General features: G+C 41.5%; 28 protein-coding genes and 1 pseudogene. 14 read left to right on the plus strand and 15 right to left on the minus strand.

All coding sequences use genetic code 11. The annotated features are described in order from the left end of the window. Position 1: 1 nt before the first annotated feature. From N8A86_RS07735 to N8A86_RS07790, 12 genes and pseudogenes are all read right to left on the minus strand, one after another. On the minus strand, positions 2-412 hold the full coding sequence (locus tag N8A86_RS07735) for a hypothetical protein (RefSeq protein WP_273568513.1): 411 nt from the start codon (positions 410-412) through the stop codon (positions 2-4). A 10-nt stretch (positions 413-422) separates the two neighbouring features. After that, positions 423-1,271, minus strand: coding sequence for a universal stress protein (locus N8A86_RS07740; protein WP_273568514.1), 849 nt, complete (start codon positions 1,269-1,271; stop codon positions 423-425). A 65-nt stretch (positions 1,272-1,336) separates the two neighbouring features. Continuing rightward, positions 1,337-2,173, minus strand: a complete 837-nt coding sequence (locus N8A86_RS07745) for a universal stress protein (protein ID WP_273568515.1) — start codon at positions 2,171-2,173, stop codon at positions 1,337-1,339. 4 nt (positions 2,174-2,177) lie between these two features. Further along, positions 2,178-3,026: a universal stress protein gene (locus N8A86_RS07750; RefSeq protein WP_273568516.1), complete on the minus strand. Its 849-nt coding sequence runs from the start codon at positions 3,024-3,026 to the stop codon at positions 2,178-2,180. A 69-nt stretch (positions 3,027-3,095) separates the two neighbouring features. Beyond that, positions 3,096-3,941, minus strand: coding sequence for a universal stress protein (locus N8A86_RS07755; RefSeq protein WP_273568517.1), 846 nt, complete (start codon positions 3,939-3,941; stop codon positions 3,096-3,098). A 56-nt stretch (positions 3,942-3,997) separates the two neighbouring features. Beyond that, positions 3,998-4,545 (minus strand): annotated as a pseudogene (locus tag N8A86_RS21990) (ClbS/DfsB family four-helix bundle protein). A gap of 65 nt (positions 4,546-4,610) precedes the next feature. Beyond that, complete coding sequence (locus N8A86_RS07770; protein ID WP_273568520.1) at positions 4,611-4,859, minus strand: hypothetical protein; 249 nt, start codon at positions 4,857-4,859, stop codon at positions 4,611-4,613. Continuing rightward, on the minus strand, positions 4,834-5,235 hold the full coding sequence (locus N8A86_RS07775; protein ID WP_273568521.1) for a universal stress protein: 402 nt from the start codon (positions 5,233-5,235) through the stop codon (positions 4,834-4,836). Before N8A86_RS07775 ends, N8A86_RS07770 begins: the two co-directional genes overlap by 26 nt. Beyond that, complete coding sequence (locus tag N8A86_RS07780; RefSeq protein WP_273568522.1) at positions 5,208-5,450, minus strand: universal stress protein; 243 nt, start codon at positions 5,448-5,450, stop codon at positions 5,208-5,210. Before N8A86_RS07780 ends, N8A86_RS07775 begins: the two co-directional genes overlap by 28 nt. Positions 5,451-5,899: 449 nt before the next feature. Continuing rightward, entirely contained in the window at positions 5,900-6,610 is a 711-nt protein-coding gene (locus N8A86_RS07785) for a Crp/Fnr family transcriptional regulator (RefSeq protein WP_337251772.1), read from the minus strand. Then, positions 6,601-6,888 (minus strand): response regulator, encoded by a 288-nt coding sequence (locus N8A86_RS21520; protein ID WP_337251773.1) that lies wholly within the window; start codon positions 6,886-6,888, stop codon positions 6,601-6,603. The genes N8A86_RS07785 and N8A86_RS21520 overlap by 10 nt, the downstream gene beginning before the upstream one ends. 128 nt (positions 6,889-7,016) lie before the next feature. After that, a complete protein-coding gene (locus N8A86_RS07790) occupies positions 7,017-8,255 on the minus strand; it encodes a PAS domain-containing sensor histidine kinase (RefSeq protein ID WP_337251774.1) in 1,239 nt (412 codons plus the stop codon). 259 nt (positions 8,256-8,514) lie between these two features. Between N8A86_RS07790 and N8A86_RS07795 the strand changes: the two genes are divergently transcribed. Continuing rightward, complete coding sequence (locus N8A86_RS07795) at positions 8,515-9,432, plus strand: J domain-containing protein (protein ID WP_273568523.1); 918 nt, start codon at positions 8,515-8,517, stop codon at positions 9,430-9,432. Between the two features lie 6 nt (positions 9,433-9,438). After that, positions 9,439-9,729, plus strand: coding sequence for a chaperone modulator CbpM (locus tag N8A86_RS07800; protein ID WP_273568524.1), 291 nt, complete (start codon positions 9,439-9,441; stop codon positions 9,727-9,729). A 22-nt stretch (positions 9,730-9,751) separates the two neighbouring features. On the opposite strand, the gene N8A86_RS07805 is transcribed toward N8A86_RS07800, so the two are convergent. Further along, entirely contained in the window at positions 9,752-10,192 is a 441-nt protein-coding gene (locus N8A86_RS07805; RefSeq protein ID WP_273568525.1) for a DoxX family membrane protein, read from the minus strand. Positions 10,193-10,400: 208 nt separating this feature from the next. On the opposite strand from N8A86_RS07805, the gene N8A86_RS07810 reads away from it, so the two are divergent. Next, on the plus strand, positions 10,401-10,850 hold the full coding sequence (locus N8A86_RS07810; RefSeq protein ID WP_273568526.1) for a hypothetical protein: 450 nt from the start codon (positions 10,401-10,403) through the stop codon (positions 10,848-10,850). A gap of 30 nt (positions 10,851-10,880) precedes the next feature. Here the strand turns inward: N8A86_RS07810 and N8A86_RS07815 are convergent, their stop codons facing one another. Both N8A86_RS07815 and N8A86_RS07820 read right to left on the minus strand, forming a co-directional pair. Continuing rightward, a complete protein-coding gene (locus N8A86_RS07815; protein ID WP_273568527.1) occupies positions 10,881-11,441 on the minus strand; it encodes a class I SAM-dependent methyltransferase in 561 nt (186 codons plus the stop codon). 31 nt (positions 11,442-11,472) lie between these two features. Next, positions 11,473-12,432 carry an ROK family protein gene (locus N8A86_RS07820; protein ID WP_273568528.1) on the minus strand — a complete coding sequence of 320 codons (960 nt, stop codon included), beginning with the start codon at positions 12,430-12,432 and terminating at the stop codon, positions 11,473-11,475. 117 nt (positions 12,433-12,549) lie between these two features. On the opposite strand from N8A86_RS07820, the gene N8A86_RS07825 reads away from it, so the two are divergent. From N8A86_RS07825 to N8A86_RS07875, 11 genes are all read left to right on the plus strand, one after another. After that, positions 12,550-12,822 (plus strand): hypothetical protein, encoded by a 273-nt coding sequence (locus N8A86_RS07825; protein WP_273568529.1) that lies wholly within the window; start codon positions 12,550-12,552, stop codon positions 12,820-12,822. A gap of 13 nt (positions 12,823-12,835) precedes the next feature. Then, entirely contained in the window at positions 12,836-13,237 is a 402-nt protein-coding gene (locus N8A86_RS07830; protein ID WP_273568530.1) for a hypothetical protein, read from the plus strand. Between the two features lie 105 nt (positions 13,238-13,342). Then, entirely contained in the window at positions 13,343-14,758 is a 1,416-nt protein-coding gene (locus N8A86_RS07835; RefSeq protein ID WP_273568531.1) for an MBL fold metallo-hydrolase, read from the plus strand. Positions 14,759-15,002: 244 nt separating this feature from the next. Further along, entirely contained in the window at positions 15,003-15,668 is a 666-nt protein-coding gene (locus tag N8A86_RS07840; protein ID WP_273568532.1) for a peroxiredoxin, read from the plus strand. A gap of 113 nt (positions 15,669-15,781) precedes the next feature. Beyond that, positions 15,782-16,126, plus strand: coding sequence for a rhodanese-like domain-containing protein (locus tag N8A86_RS07845; protein WP_273568533.1), 345 nt, complete (start codon positions 15,782-15,784; stop codon positions 16,124-16,126). A gap of 156 nt (positions 16,127-16,282) precedes the next feature. Further along, entirely contained in the window at positions 16,283-16,552 is a 270-nt protein-coding gene (locus tag N8A86_RS07850) for a heavy-metal-associated domain-containing protein (RefSeq protein WP_273568534.1), read from the plus strand. Positions 16,553-16,608: 56 nt separating this feature from the next. Then, entirely contained in the window at positions 16,609-17,499 is an 891-nt protein-coding gene (locus N8A86_RS07855) for a c-type heme family protein (protein ID WP_273568535.1), read from the plus strand. A 140-nt stretch (positions 17,500-17,639) separates the two neighbouring features. Beyond that, positions 17,640-18,320: an aspartate/glutamate racemase family protein gene (locus tag N8A86_RS07860; protein ID WP_273568536.1), complete on the plus strand. Its 681-nt coding sequence runs from the start codon at positions 17,640-17,642 to the stop codon at positions 18,318-18,320. A 107-nt stretch (positions 18,321-18,427) separates the two neighbouring features. Beyond that, positions 18,428-19,738 (plus strand): NAD(P)/FAD-dependent oxidoreductase, encoded by a 1,311-nt coding sequence (locus N8A86_RS07865; protein ID WP_273568537.1) that lies wholly within the window; start codon positions 18,428-18,430, stop codon positions 19,736-19,738. Between the two features lie 213 nt (positions 19,739-19,951). Next, positions 19,952-20,584, plus strand: a complete 633-nt coding sequence (locus N8A86_RS07870; protein WP_273568538.1) for a Crp/Fnr family transcriptional regulator — start codon at positions 19,952-19,954, stop codon at positions 20,582-20,584. A gap of 249 nt (positions 20,585-20,833) precedes the next feature. After that, positions 20,834-21,571: an LOG family protein gene (locus tag N8A86_RS07875; protein WP_273568539.1), complete on the plus strand. Its 738-nt coding sequence runs from the start codon at positions 20,834-20,836 to the stop codon at positions 21,569-21,571. Positions 21,572-21,593 lie beyond the last annotated feature (22 nt).

Genomic DNA, 21,593 nt, shown 5'->3' on the forward strand with positions numbered 1-21,593 from the left:
CTTAGGTAGCGGTTTTATAGAAATCCCGAACCAAGGCCTTGACCTGATTCTCGGTCATGCTGTCTGCCTTTGCTACGGTCATTATTTTTGCAGCTAATGACTTATGGTGTTCTTGTAATTCTTTTCTGAACTTTTCAGCTGTTTCTGCAGGGCCAAAGAGAACAAGGACATCGGCACCCTCTATGACATTGACCAACTTCTTAAAATAAGCTTTCAATTGTTGCTTTTCACGCTCAAGATACTTACTGTCTTGCACGACATCTTGAGGGCCACCCTTAAACCTCGTTCCCGAACCACCTTTTGGATGATAGAATTCCATCTCTGAATGAACGGTATACAGCTTCTCCCTTTCGTCACCTAGTATGACGACTTGGGCTTTTTCCTTATCCATCCATATTCCAATTCTTTTCATAACAATGGTTTTAGGAAACATCATGTAGGGTCAGCACGGGAATTTTCGAGTAATAGCCCATTTCTTTGACCAATGGTTTGGACAATAGACTTCCGAAGAAACTATGCTTTCTATTTACGAAGGCAATCATATCACTCTCTCGACTATCGATAAAAGCACTTATGCCCGATTTTACTTTAAGGTCGGTCAAGGTATGGTAGCTATGATCAGTGCCTTCAAGAATCGACTCCAACAATTCTTTGTTGCTCAATTGATTTCCCCTCAATTCAGATTCTTTGACAATGTGAAGGACCCTTATAAAGGCCTTATGGTATTTAGCAATCTCTAATAGGTAGTTGAGTTCTTTTCGTTTGAAGGCGGTCTTGTAATCGGTCGGAAAGACAATTTCTTTTGGCTTCTCGAAACGCGCATTTTCAGGTATGGCAAGTACAGGACATTCGGTTACCTTCTCCATGACATCTACCGTATTCGTTCCAAAAATCACACTTTCGGCACCCGTGGCTCCCTTAGTGCCCATGACGACGATATCGATGTCTTTCTTCGCGATGATATCCTTAATGGCAAATAGCAAGGAGTTATAGGTCGAAATCGTATGGTACGTATGTTTGGTATTATCGTGATGTAGTGCCAATACATCCATCAGTTTGACGAATGTATCCTCAGAAGCTTTTTTTGCCGCTTCGTACGCCCTTTCACCAGGTTCGGGAACCATCATATTGTCAATGGAATATCCGTTTACGGTAAACGCGTTCAAAAAATAGAAATCGCAGGTTTGATCTTTATAAAGATCTAATGCATAACGAATCGCATTCAATGCATTTTTCGAGAAATCAGTTGGTAATAAAACTCTCTTGTCCATAACAAATAATTTTAGGGTTATCCTATAAAATTAAATGCTCGCCTCAAGAAATACTATGACAACGGTCAGTCGAATGAGGGAATTATTAAAAAAGGTATATCAAGATCAAAGGCGACCCTTTTAATGACAGGCTCTCGTGTTATACGTTCCAAAAAACTATGTTCGTAATTGACCATAGCCAGCATTTTTATGTCCAGCTCGTTTAAAAAGGTGTGGATGGAATTTGCCTTGTTTTTAAAGAGTGGCATCCAGTGCATAGTGTATTCAAAGGGCAAAAGGTACTTTAGAAGAATGCTTCTGTTCATTTCTTGATCCCTGTCCAATACTTCTTCTTCATTAATGTGCATCAAACAAATCTTGGATTTGTATTGTTTGGCCATGAGTAATAATGGTTGAAGCAATCCCGCATCATACGGGCGTTGATAATCGGTCACAAATGCAATTTCTTTTGGCGGCTTAAAATCTACCTCTTTAGGAATGGTCAAAACCGGACATTGTTCAATCGCACCGATAACATCCAAGGCATTGCTTCCCATAAAAATGGCCTCGATTTCTGAACGACCACTGTTGCCTATGACCACCAAATCTATTTTTTCCGTATTTACAACATTCGAAACGGCCGCTATAAGTTCACCGTGTTCGGAGATTGTTTTGAAAGTATGCTTCGGATCCGCTTCATCGAGCTTGATGCGATGAAGTACACGTTGCAATCCCTCATTTGATTCATCCTTCAATTGGGCAATCAGTGTTTTGCCTACGCTTTTGCTTCGTAATGGCGTGTATTCATTATAGGTGTTGAGCACGTGAAAAGTACATGCTTTGCCTTTGACCAATCGTGTGGCATGGAACAGGGCATTGTAAGCATTGTTCGAGAAATCGGTCGGAACCAGTATATTCTCCATTTTTCTATTTTTTGATTTGACAAGAGATTACCATAAATGGAATTTTCACGTGAAACCCAATTTTCTTGATGATAGGTTCGATGAACAATCGTTCGAAAAAGTTATGCTTGTTCTGGATCATGACCAAAAGATTCATGCGTTTTTTCATCTGAAAATTGTTAATGGCATCGATAACACTTTGACTTGGCAGGTCATGAAACAGATGGGCGGCCTTTGAAAGCAAGCTATCCAATTTTTGTTTGTTCTTCAATTGATTTGCAGTTAGATCGTAACCGGAAGAAGCATGAATTACCTCAATGCTGGCGATATGCTCGTAGGCAATGTCAAGAAGATTTTCCAATTGTTCTTCTTGGTAATCGATTTCATAATCCGTTGGAAACAAAATCTCCTTGGGGGTTTCATATTCAAATCTGGAAGGCACTGCAATCACCGGGCAAATGGCTTTTTTTATCATATGCACCGTATGTGTGCCAAACAGAATTTCTTTGGCCCCTGTGGCGCCCTGGGTGCCCATAATGACCAAATCGGCCTTTTCATTTGCTATGGTTTCCAAAACCTCATCTACCAAAATATTGAAAGCGGAATGGACCATAAAAGTGTGTTTGGGATTGTTGAAATCCTGTTCGACCTTTGCTTTTACCTCTTCTAGTTGCGTCATGGAACTTTCGTGATAAATATCGCCAAGACCTATTTGTCCAGGACTGTGCAGCACATATTCCGACTGATAAATGGCCGGGGTATAGGTATGTAAGAGATAAAAAGTACATTCCTGATTCTTGAAAAGTTGTACCGCATAGCGGATGGCGTTATAGGCATTGTCGGAAAAATCGGTGGGTAATATGATTCGTTTCATTTTATTCGTCTTTAAGTTTCATTTTATTCAAAGTTCAAGGGCGTCCTACTTTGTACCATGCAACTTTTTTCATCTCGTCAAGTTCTGCATGACCAAAAAGGGAATCTTCACATGTAATCCCAATTCATCTATCGTGGATCTGTACAGCATATCCTCGATATACGAGTGCCGGGAGTTGACAATGACCAGCATATCGATTTTTTTATGCACAATGTATTTCGATATGGCGATGGTCTTCTCCTTTTCGGGCGAGGTCTCGAAGACCAATTTTGGTTTTTGCAAACAGCCTTTCAAGAACTCTTGATTGTCTTCTTGGCGCAACGAGAGTTTTTTTATCGGGTCGATATACAGCATGTGGATGGTCGATCGAAAAGAACCCGTCATATCGCATAATAGTTTGAGTTCCCTCCTTTTGTACGGCACTAGATAATTGGTGGGAAAAAGAATCTCTTTCGGTGGATGGTAGACATAGCCCTCAGGAATTGCCAGCACAGGGCAATCTACATATTTCAATACCTGAAGCGTGTTGCTGCCAAAAGTGAGCTTTCGGTCATTGGTTTCGCCACGGGTGCCCATGACCACGATATCCATATTCTCGTCTCCGACCCAATCGTTGGCGGCATCGATCAAGGTTGCGAAGACCGAAACGAACCTATATTTATGGTGCGGGTTGGGCGAGTATTCCTTAAGCTGGGTTTTGATATGTTTTAGTTTTTCTTCGGATTGTTGAAAAACGGAATCCTTGAGTTCGTTCAGTTCCGAGCGTTCCTCCAGCGCATCTTGTCGGTATACCTCGTCGGCATAGGCGTGCAGGATAAAGAATTCGCTTTTCTCGTACTTGAAAATCTGACAGGCATATTTTAGCGCGTTGAACGCGTTATCCGAAAAATCAGTGGGCACCAATACTTTTCTCATGGTCATCAGTTTGTATCAAAATTAAATGGGATAATGACCAAAAACCATGATATTCGTCAGGTCGCGAATCCAGGATTACGCTGATTGATCGCTAGTTCAATAGTTATTTCTTTTTTACATTTATTGATCAATTTATAGGCCCAATCATAGTGGCTAGAGGTCGCGGAAATCAGATAGGTCGCAAGGGAGGTAGAGCCTGTCCATTTATATTTTTTCTTCTCGAAGAGCTCTCCTTCAGTATGGTTTCGAATTACTTTTTGAACGGATGCAAAAGATTCACCTAGTATTTTTCGCGCATCCTCCAAGGGAACGTCTTTATATTTTTTTGGATTTCGCGATTGAAATCGGGCAAGGTTTTCCAAGTATAGCCTTTGGCGGGCATATCAGGTTTGTTTCCACCCATTCCTATAGTGTACCATTCGAGCATTAACAGATGCCAATGATGTAAATGGGCGAATACATCTTTGATATTTCGGTTCAAATATCCTTCCGGAAATTCTTTGTTCAATTCTTTCGTTGCAAAAGAATCGACCAAATCGTTGAGTTTATCAAAACTCTTTTGGCTCAGTTCTAAAAGCTTGTCTTTGGTCTTTGGTCTGGGCATTGCGTGAAAAGTATATACGCTTCAAGGTTTAAAGGTTCTGGTTCTCTTGCTTTTGAAATTTGGACTTATTCATGCAAAACCAAAAACGGTACTTCGGCATGGTAACTTATTTCCTCTACGGCGGGCCTAAATAATATTCTTTGGAAGAAATTGAGGTTCTTGGCAACCATGGCGATCATATCGATATCCCTACTTTCGGTAAAACATTGTACTGCAGTTTCCAGTTTAGTGCCCGTCAGGGAATGGAAACTGTGTTCGACATCCACCAAATAATCATCTAGAAAATCTTTATTCTTTTCTTGTTCCTCGGTCAACCGCTCCCCTTTTTTTGAAATATGCAGAATACGTATTATCGAATCGTGCATAACGGCCATACGTATCAAGGTATCCAATACCTTTTGCGTCATAGCCGATATGATAGTCCGTGGCAAAGGCAATCTCGCGTGGCTTCTCGTACACCGTATCTTCTGGAACGGCCAACAAGGGTTGTTTTATTTTTGTAATCACATCGCCGGTGTTGCTTCCAACAGTCGCTTTTTTGAGTCCGGTGGCTCCTTTGGTTCCCATGACGATCAGGTCGATCTTTTTGTTTTCTGATTCCCTTTTGATAGCATCTACAAAATAATCATGCAGGGCGAGGGTAACAAAGGTGTGCTTTGGATTCAGTGGCAGTTTTTCAACCTCCGCCATCGATCTTGCAACTCTTTTTTACTCTGTTTGAGTACATAGTCCCCAAAATTCCGTGAGGCCGAGCGTACGGCCGTTCCCGCACCCGAATAAGGCGGAATCGGGTCAATATGCAACAAATGAAAGGTACATTTGGTTTTCTTGAACAGTTCAAGGGTGTACTTCAAAGCATTGAAGGCATTTTCCGAAAAATCGGTCGGGACGAGAATATTTTGCATTTTAATCTGGTTTTAGCTTTACTGAAGTTAAAAGTAGAAAGCAAAACGGGGATGGCAAATGATATTGGTCAGGTTTGGGGTCTTGTCTGATTATACGGGTCGAGAATAAAATGGCATTTGAAAGCCTACCCTCAGTGATAAAGGAAATCTGGGATAATTTTGGCCGGAATAAAAAAGTGGTTTCTTAAACGACTCCCCCCTTTTTCAAGGAGGGGTGGATTCCCGCCATTTCCGGCGGGAAGACGGGGTGGTTGCATGAGGTTTGGCAATTTTTTCTATTCTAAGCTCGAAGCCTTCCCTGCGTGTCGGCCTTTACCACCCCTTTCTCCGCCAAAGGCGGATTCATTCCCCTCCTTGAAAAAGGAGGGGAGCCAAAAAAAGACAAAATCAATATACCCTACTCAAACGCTCAATATCCAAAATCTGGATGTTTCGATCCTCTATTTTGATCAGGCCTTCTTTTTAAAATTTGATAAGGTGCGGATTAGGGTCTCCGTGGCCATTCCCGCCACGCTGGCAAGGTCGCTGCGCAAAATATGAAGTCTCCCCTGGTGGTCCTTTGGTAATTTTTCAGCGAACTTCAATATGGTTCGAGCCGTCTTTTTACGGACAGAACCATAGGCCATTTCTAGCAATTGCTCTTTGGTATCGGAAAGGTTTTCGGTCAACATTTGCATGAGCTCCATCGTCAATTGATGGTTTTCTCGAAGTATATTCTTGAGTTCGTCCCTTGCTATGGAAACAGCTGTCACATCTTCCATGGCCGTGGCGGATTCTTGATATAGCAGGTTTTTGGTAAAACAAGTGAAACCGAAAAAATCATCCGGCCTATGAATGCCTGTTATCAGTTCTTTGCCCAATTCATCGAGTTTGTGGGTCTTGACGACTCCTTTTGAAATAAGAAAGATCAAGCTTGAATTACCACTCTCGTTATATACGGTCTCCCCCGTTTTAAATTGGTATTCCTTTCCGTTATCGTCGATAAAATTCTTTAGTTCATGAATGGTTCGTATACCATAACCCGAAGGTGCATCCTCTTGATTTTGTTTTACCACTGCCTCATTCAAAATCGAGATGCGTGCCAAGCGGCTTTCTATGGCGCCGATAAGTTCAGATTCTTCAAAGGGTTTTGTGAGGTAATCGTCGGCACCTAGCTCCATGCCTTTTCGTATATCTTTTTGCTCCGTTTTTGCGGATAAAAAGATAAAGGAATCTGTCGCGTCGCTTTGTCTTGCGACATGTTTTCCAACACACCATACCCGTCTAGTTCGGGCATCATAATATCGCAAATAATCAAGTCAGGGAGGTGTTCCTTAGCTATTTTGATACCCAATTTTCCGTTCGGTGCGGTCAAAGGCTCGTACCCCGCCAAATGTAGAAGCTCGGCCGTGTTCTCTCTTAGCACGGTGTCGTCTTCGATGATGAGTAGTTTTCTCATAGAGGTGTTCTTTATTTTTTGGGGATGTTATAAAATAAAAATTCTATTTGATATCTTTTTCATTTTACCATTTATAATCTTTTTTAAACAACCCATAGTTTTTTTCGACTGCAAACTGTGCCTTAAGATTACCTACTTAAAAAATCACTTTTCAAGAGGAAACTCGACCGTAAAAGTGCTTCCCTTGTTTTCTTCGCTAATAAAAGAGAGGCTTCCCCCAAGTTTTCCAAATGGCCTTTTACGATATTGAGACCAATGCCGGTACCTTGGGTCAACAATACATTTTCCGCCCTGTAATACCGTTCAAAAATATGCTTTTGGTCTTTTTTTGGAATGCCTATTCCTTGATCGACTACTTGAAAAACGACCTTGTCTTTTAGCAATTTTACCACTAGGTCAATCTCGGTATCCTCGGAAGAATACTTTATCGCATTGTACAAAAGATTGGTCAGGGCAATGGTCACGATTTTTTCATCTTGGCATAAGGTAACATCATCGATATTCGAAGGATAGTTTATTTTTTGTCCGATCTTTAGCATCATATTGGCATTATAAACCACCTCGTTCACGACCTTGCTCAACGAAAAATCAGCCAGCGTGTAGAGTTCTTTTCCTTTCTCCAGTTTTTCAATAGAAAGAAAGTCGTTCAATATGGCGTTCAGGTGCCGGACTTCCCCAATGATGGTCTTCAAATGCTTGTCACGTTTTTCTTGCTGTTCGGCTTCGGCGTATTTACCCACCAAGGTCGCGGAAGTCAAAATTCCACTTAACGGGGTCTTGAATTCGTGCGATACCAACGAAAGGAATTTGGTCTTCAATTCGTTCAACTCCCGTTCTTTTTGAAGGGCTGATTTTATTCGTTCCTCCGCCTTTTTTCTTCGCTTGATTTCGCGTTTCAGTTCCGCAACCGTATCCCGCAATTCGCCTGTCCGTTCCTTTATTTTTCTGTCCAGATCGGCATTCAACTCATAGATTTCCTTTTCTTTCTGCTTTGATTCGGTCAAATCAAGAATCAGAGCCAATACATACGTATTGCCATATAACGAAAACGGATTGAGACCTACCTCAATAGGTATTTCCTCGCCGTTTTTGCTCAAACCCAAAAGATTCCTGCCCCTCGCCTTTCTATGTTGCTTTTCTTGTTTATAATAATCTTGAACATGTTTTTTATGTGATTTACGCAAAGATTTAGGTATAAGGCTGTTCAAAGACATGCCCACTAATTCATCTTCATCGTAACCAAGCATAGCGTTGGCCCTGTTGTTCGCGGCAACGATCATCTGCTCTTGATTCACTACCACGATACCCTCCGAAACCGCTTCTGAAAGCAATTTGAAAATGTTACTATTTTTTTCGAAAACACGCATGTCTTAAAGGTAGTTTTTTAACTTTTGCCAAGTCCATCAATTTTACTAAATCATTTGGTTTTAACACATCTTTCGCGATACTGAGAATCAAAAAAATAGTACTATTGTGAAACCCCTACCGAATAGAACAAGATAATACTATCTATACGCAAGAAGTATGACAACCGTCATTTTTCGCTTTTGCGGCAACGGTTACTTTTACATTTGGACTAAAACAGGCTTGATTGAACCCATATAATCAGCAGCAGTTATAAAAAGGATGGAATACATAGATTACTACAAGTTATTAGGAGTCTCAAAAAACGCCACTGAAAAGGAAATTAAATCTGCCTACCGGAAACTCGCCCGAAAATACCACCCCGATGTCAACCCGAATGATAAAACGGCCGAGCAGAAGTTCAAGGAAATCAACGAGGCCAACGAGGTTTTGAGTGACCCGGAAAAACGAAAGAAATACGATCAGTACGGCGATCAATATGGGAAGGATTGGCAACATGCCGAGGAATTCGAAAAGGCACGAAAAGCCCAAGGATCACGAAGAAGATCACAGCAATATGCGGGAGGTTTCGAAGGACAAGATTTCGGGGGAGGCGATTTTTCGGATTTCTTCGATGCCATGTTCGGTGGGGGCGGATTTTCAAGTGGCGGTGGCCGACAAGTAAAATTCCGGGGGCAGGATTTTAACGCCGAACTGCGCCTACAACTTCGCGATGCCTACAAGACCCAAAAACAGACCTTGACCGTAAACGGGAAGAATATCCGCATTACCATTCCCGCGGGTATCGAAAACGGACAGACAATAAAAATTGCCGGTCATGGTGGCCCTGGAAGAAACGGAGGGCCCAAGGGCGATCTTTATATTACGTTTTCCATAGAAAACAAGACCGACTTTAAACGTGATAAAAACAACCTCTACAAAAATGTAGATCTTGATCTTTATACCGCTGTGCTCGGTGGTGAGCTTACCGTTACTACTTTTGACGGAAAGGCCAAACTCAAAGTAAAGCCAGAGACCCAAAATGGCACTACGGTAAAACTGAAGGGCAAAGGTTTTCCAATATATAAAAAGGAAGGACAGTACGGAGACCTGTTCATTACCTATACCGTTAAGACCCCGACCAAATTATCAGCGCAAGAAAAGGAACTTTTTAAACAATTGGTTTCGCTCAAAAAATAAAATGACATGAACCTCGAAGACTTGATTACCATAACCGATTTTTGTAAAAGTTACCAAATTTCTAAGGCCATGATCGTGGAGTTCAAGGAATTTGGCCTCGTCAATATCATAGAGAATAAGAACACGCTTTACATGCCCTTGACCGAACTGCCAAAGGCAGAAAAGATACTGCGTCTGCATTCAGAACTTGATATCAATCTCGAAGGTATCGAAGTTATTACCCAACTGCTGAACCGAATGGAAGAAATGCAAAAAGAAATGACCCGATTACAGAATCGGCTGCGATTGTACGAATAATTTTGAATCGGGATAAACGGAATTACTGTACTATTTTCTTCCGTTCCTTATTTAAAAGGAACACCAAAAGACCCAGAAAAACAATGTTCTTCATGATATACTGGCCTAAAAGCGTAAGTCCGAAAGGAGCTTTGGTAAACGTAAGTTCCGGGAAAAAGAAAAAAGGTGTGAAGGTCAGTACCATATGTACTAATGCCAAGAGATAGGCAAACCGGTTTAGGAATCCTCCGATAAGTAATATACCCAAGGCCGTTTCCCAAATGGCCAACAGAAGCAACGACAATTGCGGTTGTATAACTCCGAAGGTCAGTTCATGAATGGTATCCATGGCGATGGTCTCGGCGGGACTCACACCGGGGAAAAATTTTAGCATTCCGAACCAGAGATAAATAACGCCGATACACACCGACAGCATGTTATTTTTCTCGATGCGTTGGGTCAAAAAGAGGCTTATCGTCTTCATATGTGGTTTGTGGTTGATTTGGGCTAAACTAGGCAACCCAATGTGCTAAAAAGATGATAAATGTCATGTTTAAGGCCAATCATTATATGCCAACTTTTGGAAGTGAACTCATTGTGAAATCAATTATCATCCATGATAAATATCATTTTTGAACACCGCCGTACAACCTAAATTTACTCTTATATTTTTCAAATTAAATTCAAATACAATGAGCGATCTAAGAGCAAGGCCCAAGGCCAATTTTATACAAGAAACCGATTGGCAAGAACTGTACATCTTGACCAAGCATTGGAAATCAGATTTACTATTTTATAAGGATGATCTTAAATTTTTGCATCATCTTATTGATAAATATTTTATCTGGATTACAAAAAAGAATAATTTAAAAGATGTTCAAAAAGTGGGAACAAGCATCTTGGCCGATACCAAAGAATGCCAACTGCTTTTGGAAAAAATAGATAAGCACCTTTCACATTTGGCAAACCTAATCGACGAACCCTTTAAAAATAATGCAGGTCAATTTCGCGATGAACACCAAGAATTGGAAGATGAAATCGCCCTGTTTACCAAGGCCGTTCGCAAAAACCGCAAACAATTGTTCACGGTTACCGAACACGTGCTTGACGATGAGCAGTTGGCACATTTGATGGAACGATAAAAAAGAACGGTTTAGAAGCTTTCGGTTAAACTATTTTCTCGCAACGATCATTCGATACCGCGTGGTTGACTCGTGACCGGTTTCTTTATCTTCCCACGTGTAATTGAACTTTATGTTGGTCAACCGTTCTAGTTTATTTTCAAAGTCGATCGCTTCATTTAGAATTTTGACTTTGTTTCCGGTATCTTGAATACAAGGTATGATCAGGCAACCAGGTTTCACAGTTTTAATTGTGCTTTTAATGAGTCCAGTTTCTTTCTCCTTGTCCTTTTTTTGAAAATGAAACATACTGTCGAACAATACAAAATCAAAGTCCTGATACTTGCTGAATTTGTGGATATCCGAAACCTTTCCTTTTAAATTCAATCCTTCTTTCTCGGCGACTTGCAACATTTGTTCGATTCCGACTTTGGAGTTATCTATTCCCATAACTTCGTATCCGAGCCTCGCAATCGGGATGGCATCTCGCCCCTGTCCGCAACCCATGTCCAATACTTTTCCTCTGGTCGGATAGTTGGCGAAAAAATCGATAAGCTCAGGATAGGGCTCGCCAAATAAATTTTCGGTCTTGTAATGGATATCGTAGCTCATAATTGAAAAAATACTATTGTTTTTAGCCCGCTCAAACCTGAATCGCTCTCCACCCCAAAGCTGCCGCTCCCAAAACCGAATGATTACTGGGTCTATCGACCATCAAAATCTTTACTTTACCCTTATAGGCGTGAAAAAGATTCCGCTGCATAGCGGCCTTAACTGGATTTAAAAGGATGTCGCCCGCTTTGCTGAGCCCTCCTAAAAGAATAAAGGCCTCGGGATCTAAATGTGCCGCAGTATCGGCCATTTGGGTTCCGAGAAATTCGGCGGTTTCTTCAAATGCCTTTAGGGCTATGGCATCACCTTTTATGGCGGCATCGGAAATAATTTCCCCCGTCATATCCTCAAAACTGATAGTTCTTAATTCTGAATCTGCGTTCATATCCGCAAGAAGTTCAAAGATGGTCCGCCGCATGCCCGTTACCGAAACATAAGTTTCGAGACAACCTTTTAGGCCACAGTTGCATTGCCTACCATTTGGCACGACATTGACGTGCCCTATTTCACCTGCCATTCCATTTTGGCCGATGAGCAGTTCACCATTGGAAATAATACCACTGCCCAAACCTGTGCCCAGAGTCAAGACCACAAAATGCTCCATTCCCTTCCCCATTCCGAACTGCAATTCTCCCACGGCGGAGGCATTGGCATCGTTCGTCAGGGAAACAGGAAGGTCCAAAATTTTCTTGATCGAAGCCACCAAAGGCACATCATCGCCCCATCGAAAATTGACTGCGTGTTCCATGTTGCCCGAATATCCATTTGCATTGGGTGCGCCCACTCCAATGGCCAAAATTTTCTGGTCGGTATGAACTGTTGCTTTTAGGGCATTGATTTCCGATTCTAATTGTTTTTTAAAATCATCGAACGGTTTTTTTGCCTCCGTGGGAAATTTTCTTACCGACAAAATTTCTCCCTTTCGGGATACCAATCCTAGTTTGGTATAGGTTCCGCCTATATCTAGGCCAAGTACAAATTCTTTTTCCATGCGAATCGAATGTAGTACAAAAGAAATCCATATAAAAATTACAGCGCATGACCAAAGTCATTTTAAAAGATGGCCCTTCGATATAGCTTTAGGGTCTAACCCAAAATCTACAACACTATGAGAGCAACTGCACAACTACAAGATCTTTCTTCCGATTCATGCAAGCATGTTATCGTTCGAAATTTAAGTCGGATTCTGGACATCCGTATCTTGGATATCGATGTCGAAAACAGGACGGTATCCTTTGTTTACGACAGCGTTTTGGCCCTTGAAAAGGCCAAGCGCGAACTTTGGCGCATCGGTTTTCCTGTCCTTCATTGCTTATGTCAAGAGCCGAACCTGGGCAGACATCGAAATATGTCGGACACATCATCGGTCTTAGCAAATTAAAAACATTGGTTTTATGGAATATTCCGAAAAAATAGGCAACGAACTCTATCAAAACTTAGGGAAACTTTTCTATTCAGTAGCTATGGCCGACGAGAGTGTTCACACTAAAGAAATAGACAAACTGCGAAGTTTTATCAGAAAATATTGGCTCGATGTCGATGCCATTGAGGATGAATATGGCGAGGATGCCGCATTTCAAATAGAAACGGTATTCGATTGGCATTTGGATAATGAAAAGGATGGAGACGAAACTTTCGCTGAATTCGAGGAATTCTATAAAGACCACGAAAAGAAATTCACTCCTTTTATCAAGGTCTTGATTTTGGATACTGCCTATGCAATCGCCAATTCCTTTTCGGGTACGAACAAATCAGAATTAATCCTGTTGGGCAAATTGAGGCTAATATTGGAATAATGAACTACGTCTCCTACCCATACCACCGTCTATGTGTAACCAATGTTACCGTACACCTAATCAGCAGTTTATACCTTTACTGAAGTAAAACCAAAATAAAAGAGCATGAAAATAGAGCAAATTTATACCGGCTGTTTGGCACATGCGGCCTACTATTTAGAGAACAATGGTGAAGCGGCCATTTTTGACCCCCTTCGCGAAGTTCAGCCTTATATCGACAGGGCGAAAAAAGACAATGCCAAAATCAAATACGTTTTTGAAACGCACTTTCACGCCGACTTTGTGAGCGGACATTTAGATTTGAAAAAGAAAACGGGTGCACAAATTGTTTTTGGCCCAACGGCAAAACCGGGTTACGATGCGTTGACCGCGGAAGATGGTCAAATTTTTAACGTTGGAAATTATAAAGTGAAGGTCATTCACACTCCGGGGCATACGATGGAAAGTACGACTTACCTATTGATCGATGAGAATGGAAAGGAACATGGAATCATTACCGGAGATACCTTATTCATCGGAGACGTAGGAAGACCTGATTTGGCACAGCACGTCATTGCTGATTTAACGGAAGAAAAATTAGCGGGGCATCTCTATGATTCCCTTCGCAACAAGATCATGCCGTTGAGCGATGATTTAATTGTCTATCCGAACCACGGTGCAGGTTCCGCCTGTGGAAAAATGATGAGCAAAGAAACTACGGATACATTGGGCCATCAAAAAGAAACGAATTACGCCTTACGCCCAGATATGACGAAGGAGGAATTTATTAAAGAATTGTTGACCGGCTTGACCGCTCCGCCAAGTTATTTCCCGCAGAACGTTTTGATGAACATTAAGGGATATGATAGTTTGGACACGGTGATGGATCGTGCCAAAACCCCGTTATCAGTGGAAGCTTTCGAAGCCGCTGCCAATGAAACAGGGGCTTTAATGTTGGATACTAGGGATTCCAAGGATTTCGCCCAAGGATTCGTTCCGAACAGCATCAACATTGGTCTCGACGGAAGTTTTGCCCAATGGGTTGGCGAAATGATTCCCGATGTGAAACAGGAAATTCTCTTGATTACCTATCCAAACAAACAAGAAGAAGCCATTACCCGATTATCTCGTGTGGGCTACGACAACACCATCGGGTATTTGGAAGGCGGATTCGATAGTTGGAAAAAATCCAATAAGGATTTCGAGACCGTCGGTAGAATCGATGCGAAGGAATTCGAGGCGGCTTTTAATTCAGAAAAACCATTGGTCATCGATGTCCGCAAGAAAAGTGAATTCGATTCAGAACATGTTATTGGTGCTTTAAATGTGCCATTGAACGAAATCAATCGGCATTTGGCTCAATTTCCAAAAGACAAACCTTTTGTATTGCACTGTGCAGGCGGTTACCGAAGTATGGTCGCAGCATCCATCTTAAAACAAAGAGGATGGAACGATTTTGTAGATGTTGAAGGTGGCTTTGACGAAATGAAAAAAACCAGCATCGAGAAATCGGAATATGTTTGCCCGACTACGATGCTTTAAGAAGGAGTTTGCAGTCAGCAATTGCAGTTGGCAGTTTCGAGGGTGTCTTTGCGAGGAGCTTCTAGTTGATTGACGCAAGTAGAAAGGGTTAGATCGACGTGGCAAACTGCCTATTAGGAACACTAGAGGTATAATTCAGTAGGTAGCTTCGTGCCTCGCAATGACAGAAATAATAAACAGATTCCCGCCGAAGCCAGTCCTGAGCGCAGCCGAAGGGCGGGAATGATAATAAAACATAAATAGAATGGAAACAACAGAAATTAAAACAACGACAATGCCACGGATCGGCGACCAAGCTCCCGATTTTGAGGCCATAACTACGAAAGGGAAAATTAAATTATCCGATTTTGCCAAGGATAAATGGCTTGTGATGTTCTCACATCCAGCGGACTTTACGCCAGTTTGCACCACAGAAATGAGCGGTTTTGCGACACGTAAAAAAGAGTTCGATGCCTTGAACACCGAGTTATTGGGTTTGAGTATTGACAGTGTACATGCCCATTTAGGCTGGGTCAGCAACGTGAGGGAAAAAACAGGAGTTTACTTCGACTTTCCGATCATTGCGGATATCGATATGAAAGTTTCAAAACTATACGGAATGTTGCAACCGAACGAAAGTGAAACTGCTGCAGTTCGTGCCGTATTTTTTATCGATCCAAAGAAGAAAATAAGACTGATCATGTATTATCCATTGAACGTGGGTCGTAATATGAACGAAATCTTACGTGCTTTGGAAGCCTTACAAACTTCCGATAAATATAAGGTCGCCATGCCTTTAGATTGGAAAAAAGGAGATAAGGTCATCGTTCCTCCGCCAAAAACGTTAGATGAAATGAATGCAAGGCTAAAAGACGATTCCATCGAATTGGTGGACTTCTATCTGGCAAAAAAAGAGTTAAACTATAATTGAAACTGCCATCGGCAGGCAAGCTATTTTTGGTTGGTTGTTTTAAGGAAACGGTCATTTATTCAAACTTTGGCCGTTTCCTTTAACAAAAAACCAACTGTTAAAAAACAAAAACTATGTCATTTTTAAGCGCTCTTTTTGGAGCAAAAAACGAAACCTCGGACAAAATCGCCATTCTGGATCGAGATACATATGCAGAAGCAGTAACAGGTAAAAAAGTGCAACTGGTAGATGTGCGTACCGCCAATGAATTTAGGGGCGGACATATCAAGAACGCCATCAACATCGATTTTTTCAATGCGGGCAATTTCGCAAAAGCTTTTGAGAAAATGGATAAATCAAAACCGGTATATCTGTATTGTAGGTCCGGTGCACGCAGTCAAAAAGCAGCCAGACGATTAGTAGATATGGGCTTTTCGAAGATCTATGATTTGAAAGGCGGGTTTATGCGATGGCCTTGATAGAAGTATTCAGTGGGCAGTAGCAGTGGGCAGTAAGCCCTTTTGAATGTCATTCAGAGCGTAGCGATGAATCCCACGCAATTCGCTTCAGGCACTAGCTAGATTGAGATTTCTCGTTCCTCGGAATGACAAATTAACGATGAAAACAATACAAACATGAAAACAACCATAATAGTCCAAAACCTAAAATGTGGTGGCTGTGCCAAAACCATAACTTCAAAAATATCGGAAGTTGAAAATATATCCGATGTGTTGGTCGATGTGGAATCATCAAAGGTGTCGTTCGAATATCAAGATAGCAACGATGCAATTAAGGTAAAGGATAAATTGAAAAACTTGGGATATCCATCCATAGATAGTAAAAATTCCATGGCGGCAAAGGCGATTTCGTTAGTAAGTTGTGCCACGGGAAAAATGTCGAAATAATAAGACTCAGGAAGCTAGAGCCAAGAGCCATGACTTCCTAAAATAAATAAAGAAAAATGAAACGTTTCGTAGTATTTCTATCCGTATTAGTATTGACAAGCTGTAAGGACTCTAAGAAATCAGAGTATAAATCCGTTGAATCTACTTCGGAAAAAGAGCTGGCGGAAGCCGTTCAATCGCATCCCGGAAAAAAGATTATGGAAACGGAATGTTACATCTGCCATGACCCGAAGGCTTCTCAAGAAAGCATGATAGCGCCGCCTTTGGTCGCCGTAAAAAAATACTATATCGGTGAAAATACCACTAAGGAACAATTTACAGAAGACCTTATCAAATGGGTCAACGATCCAGAGACGGAATCGAAAATGCCAGCTGCCCTCTTTGAATTTGGAAGTATGCCCTACATACCCTACCCCGATGATGCCTTAGCACAAATAGCCGAATATATCTACGAATATGATATTGAGCGACCAAAATGGTACGATAAAGCTATTCAAGGAGAAAATGGTAAAGACCTCTGGATGAACAGGAATATCGTGTCCAAAGAAATTCAAGAAACCAATGCGCAGAAAGGACTGGCCTATGCCCAGACTACACAAAAAGCTTTGGGGCAGCAGCTCATCAAAGCTATCGGAGAAAAAGGAACGGTCGGGGCCATCGAGTTTTGCAACACAAAAGCAATGGCACTTACAGATAGCATGTCCGTTATGAACAATGCCATTATTAAAAGGGTATCTGACAAACCAAGAAACCCGAATAACGAGGCCAATGAAGAGGAGTTAGGTTATATTAACTATTATAAAAAACTAATTGCTTCAGGAAAAGAACCGAAACCCATCGTCAAAAGAGAACAGGGTGAGGTCGAATTTTACTATCCGATAACCACAAACGCGATGTGCCTACAATGCCATGGCAAACCGACCGAGCAGATAACCCTGAAACCTTGACAACCTTGCAAAGCCTGTATCCCAAAGATCTAGCCGTTGGTTATGATGCAAATGAGGTTCGCGGTATTTGGGTCGTGAATTTTGATGAGGAAAAATAGAATTCAAAATAAGCCATAAGCTGACTTACCCAAAATAGCAGTATGAAAACCCAAGGCATGATCGGCGGTACTTCTTGGCATTCCACTATTGTTTATTATCGATTGATAAACGAACTCGTCGGGCAAAGAATCGGTGCTCAGGCCAATCCGCCCATGATTATCCATAGCATCAATATCGAAATAATGCGGGAACAAGATGCGGATAAAATCAATGCTAAATACCTTGAGGTATCCCAAAAATTGGAGCAGGCGGGAGCCGAAGCCATTGTAATCTGCGCCAATACTCCACATATGGCCTACGATTTTGTGCAACCAAAAATTGGTATTCCCATACTTCATATCGCCGGTGCCACAGGAAAGGAAGCCACAAAACTAGGATTGAAAAAATTGGGGCTACTTGGAAATCGCCCGACCATGACCAAAGGTTTTTTTCAATCGCAGCTCTCAGCCAACTATGGCATTGAAACAAATATTCCCGATGAGCTGTACCTTGACAAATGCCATGATTATGTTTCCAAAGAACTGACGCAAGGCCAGTTTACCGATCAAGCCAGAGACTTTTTTATCGAACAAATGAAATTCTTGAAAACCAAAGGCGCTGAGGGTATCATTCTTGGCTGTACAGAATTACCGATGCTAATTGGTCAAAAGGATTTCGGCATTCCCTTGATAGCGACGACAAAATTGCACGCCCAAATGGCTGCAGATTTTATTCTTTCGTAAATTTTAACAGCGCATTTTAAGGCATCAACAATCTTGTGTAACAAAAGTTGCTGTATTCTAAGAAAAGACGTGTTACTTTTAAGGATAAACAATAAACGACCCTAAAAATGAAATCACATCATCAGGTTCTTATCATTGGCGGAGGCACAGCGGGAATTATGGTTGCAGGCCAATTGTTGAACAAAAATAGGACATTGGACATCGGCCTCATAGAACCCGCCGATACACACTATTATCAACCAGCATGGACATTGGTTGGCGCAGGCACCTACGATTATGAAAAAACGGCGCGACCAATGGCATCGGTAATGCCTAAAAATGTCAATTGGATCAAAGATTTCGCTACCGGATTCGCTCCTGAAAACAATTCTGTTTCCACAAAATCGAGCGGTGAAATTACCTATGATTACCTAGTGGTGGCACCCGGACTAACCTATGACTTTAGTTTGGTTCCAGGACTCGGCTATGTGATCGACAAGGGGGTTGTTTGCAGCAACTACACAGACCCAAAACATACTTGGGATGTAATAAAAAAATTCAAAGGCGGTACTGCGCTATTCACTCAACCTACCACGCCCATTAAATGTGGTGGCGCACCTCAGAAAATCATGTATTTGGCTGAAAGTCATTTTCAGAAAAGTAGTGTTCGCAAAAACACCGATGTAGTATTCGCTACGGGCGGAACGGTTATTTTCGGTGTCAAGGAAATTGCCAAAACCCTAATGGAAGTTGTAGATAGAAAAGACATTAACCTACGATTTCATCATAAATTGGTTGCCGTTGATGGCGAAAAGCAAATCGCTTGGTATGAAATGGGCAAGGAAATCAACGCGGGCGGCTGCGTTGTCATTACAGGTGATCAAGACAGCGAACTGAAATTGGATGAAACTTTCCAGTATAATTATAAAGATGTAAAAGTTACCAAGGATGGTGGTCGATACGGTATTCACTATGATATGTTGCATACCGCTCCCCCATCGGTCGCTCCTAAGTTCGTAAGAGAATCTTCGTTGGTCAACGACGCAGGTTGGGTCAGCGTAGATCATCAGACCATGCAGCATACCAAATATGCGAACATTTTTGGCTTGGGCGATGTAGCCGCTCTACCAACGGCGAAAACGGGTGCGGCGATCCGTAAACAAGTGCCGATCGTGGTCGATAATATCAACTTGCTTATTTCACAACATAAGATGGGTACAAAGGCGTATAACGGCTATTCTTCTTGCCCACTGGTTACTGACTATGGAAAAATGGTGTTAGCAGAATTCGACTATAAGAACAACTTTATTCCTGATCCCAAACTAAAACAGATGTTCATCTCTGACAGTTCAAAAGAACATTGGAGATTGTGGATGCTAAAAAAATACGGACTCCCCTACCTGTATTGGAATAAGATGATGAAAGGAAAAGAAGTATAGTTTTTTGATTGATGATGTGTTTTTTAAAAATGGGAGTCTTAGGCTCCCATTTTTCATTGATGAATACTTAGGTAACCGTAGTTACAGTTCTATTCGTTAGTGAACCCTAATTTTGAGACTACGTTATGAATTGGAAATGACTTTTGTCATTTTTATTGATTCAATCCACAACTACATTTGAATACTTAAAGAAATAAGGAACAAAACCCTCAAATGATTCAAGGACTCAAAGAAAACTACGGCCATATTTTTGAAGATGCACTACTTAATGATATCAATCAAGTAGCGACCTATAAAGAAATTCCCGAAGGGTTCAAACTGATGGAAATCGGCGATTATATCAAAAACATGCCGCTGTTGGTCTCTGGTGTCATCAAGATTTTAAGGGAAGACAAGAACGGCGACGAGCTATTGCTCTACTTTTTGGAAAACGGCGATACTTGTGCCATGACCTTAAGTTGTTGTGTCGGACATAAAAAAAGTGAAATCAGGGCCGTGGCTGAAACTGCTGCCAAACTGATTATGATTCCCGTGGGGAAAATGGAAGAATGGATGGCGAAATATTCTAGCTGGCGTAATTTCATTTTGGATAGTTACCATAACCGTCTTAATGAAATGATGGAAACGGTAGACAGTATCGCTTTTTTAAATATGGATGAGCGCCTTTTAAAATACTTGAAGGATAAAGCTCGTGTAACCGGAAGCAACACCATCAACAGCACCCATCAAGAAATTGCCTATGAATTGCATACTTCACGTGTGGTAGTCTCCAGATTACTCAAAAAACTGGAAAATATGGGAAAGTTGAAGTTGAACCGCTACCATTTGAAAATCATTGATTTGTGATTAGAGTTAATATAGGTAAGACAACAAAAAGTACCTTTGTAGACGAAAAAGCCTATTAAGAAATCGATTTCTTCAAATTTTCAAAACTGGTGAAGAATTACTTTTCAGTAATCGAATGCTACTCGCACCTAAAACAGATGTATATAATCTCTCTCATAAATTTCCCATGGGATTTTTATCACAAATCTTTTATTTTGAATAAAACGATATTGAAACCATTTGCTATAAACTGAAGTAAAGAAATACCTCATGGAAAACAATACAAACCACAGATTACAACCTGAAGAATCGAAATTTCTCTCTGGACCGCTTTCTAGGTTCAAAGAGCTCCTTTTTACTTTTAGGGTACAGTTTAGTTTTATCAAGGCCTTCCGGAAAATGCACTTTATCGGGCCATGCGTTACCGTTTTTGGTTCCGCACGATTCGAACCCGACAATCCCTATTACCAACAGGCCGAAAAAGTAGGTGCGGCCTTGGCAGATTTGGGCTTTACCGTAATGACGGGTGGCGGGCCCGGCATCATGGAGGCGGCTAACAAAGGAGCCTATGAAGCTGGTGGTTATTCGGTGGGCTGCAATATTATCCTCCCCTTTGAGCAAAAACCGAATCCGTATCTGCATAAATGGATCGACATCCGGTATTTTTTTGTGCGCAAGTTCCTCTTGATAAAATACTCCTATGCGTTCGTAGTCATGCCCGGCGGAATGGGCACTTTGGATGAGCTCTTCGAGTCGATTACCTTGATCCAGACCAAGATGATCCAAAACTTCCCGGTAGTCATATTCGGTTCGGAATACCATAAAGAACTCTGCCATCATATTCAGATTATGGCAGAAGAGGAAAGCATTGGTCCCGAAGATATGAAGCTCTTGTTTGTAACCGATTCGGTAGAAGAAATGGCGAATCACATTAAGATCCACGCTATCGAAAAGTTCAAACTGGTCAAGGAAGAGCAAACACCCAAATGGTGGATGGGGGAAGCTTAGATGGGCTATTCGGCTAGAAAAT

Origin of the sequence: Maribacter halichondriae (assembly GCF_027474825.1) — a bacterium.
Taxonomy (GTDB): Bacteria; Bacteroidota; Bacteroidia; order Flavobacteriales; family Flavobacteriaceae; genus Meishania; species Meishania halichondriae.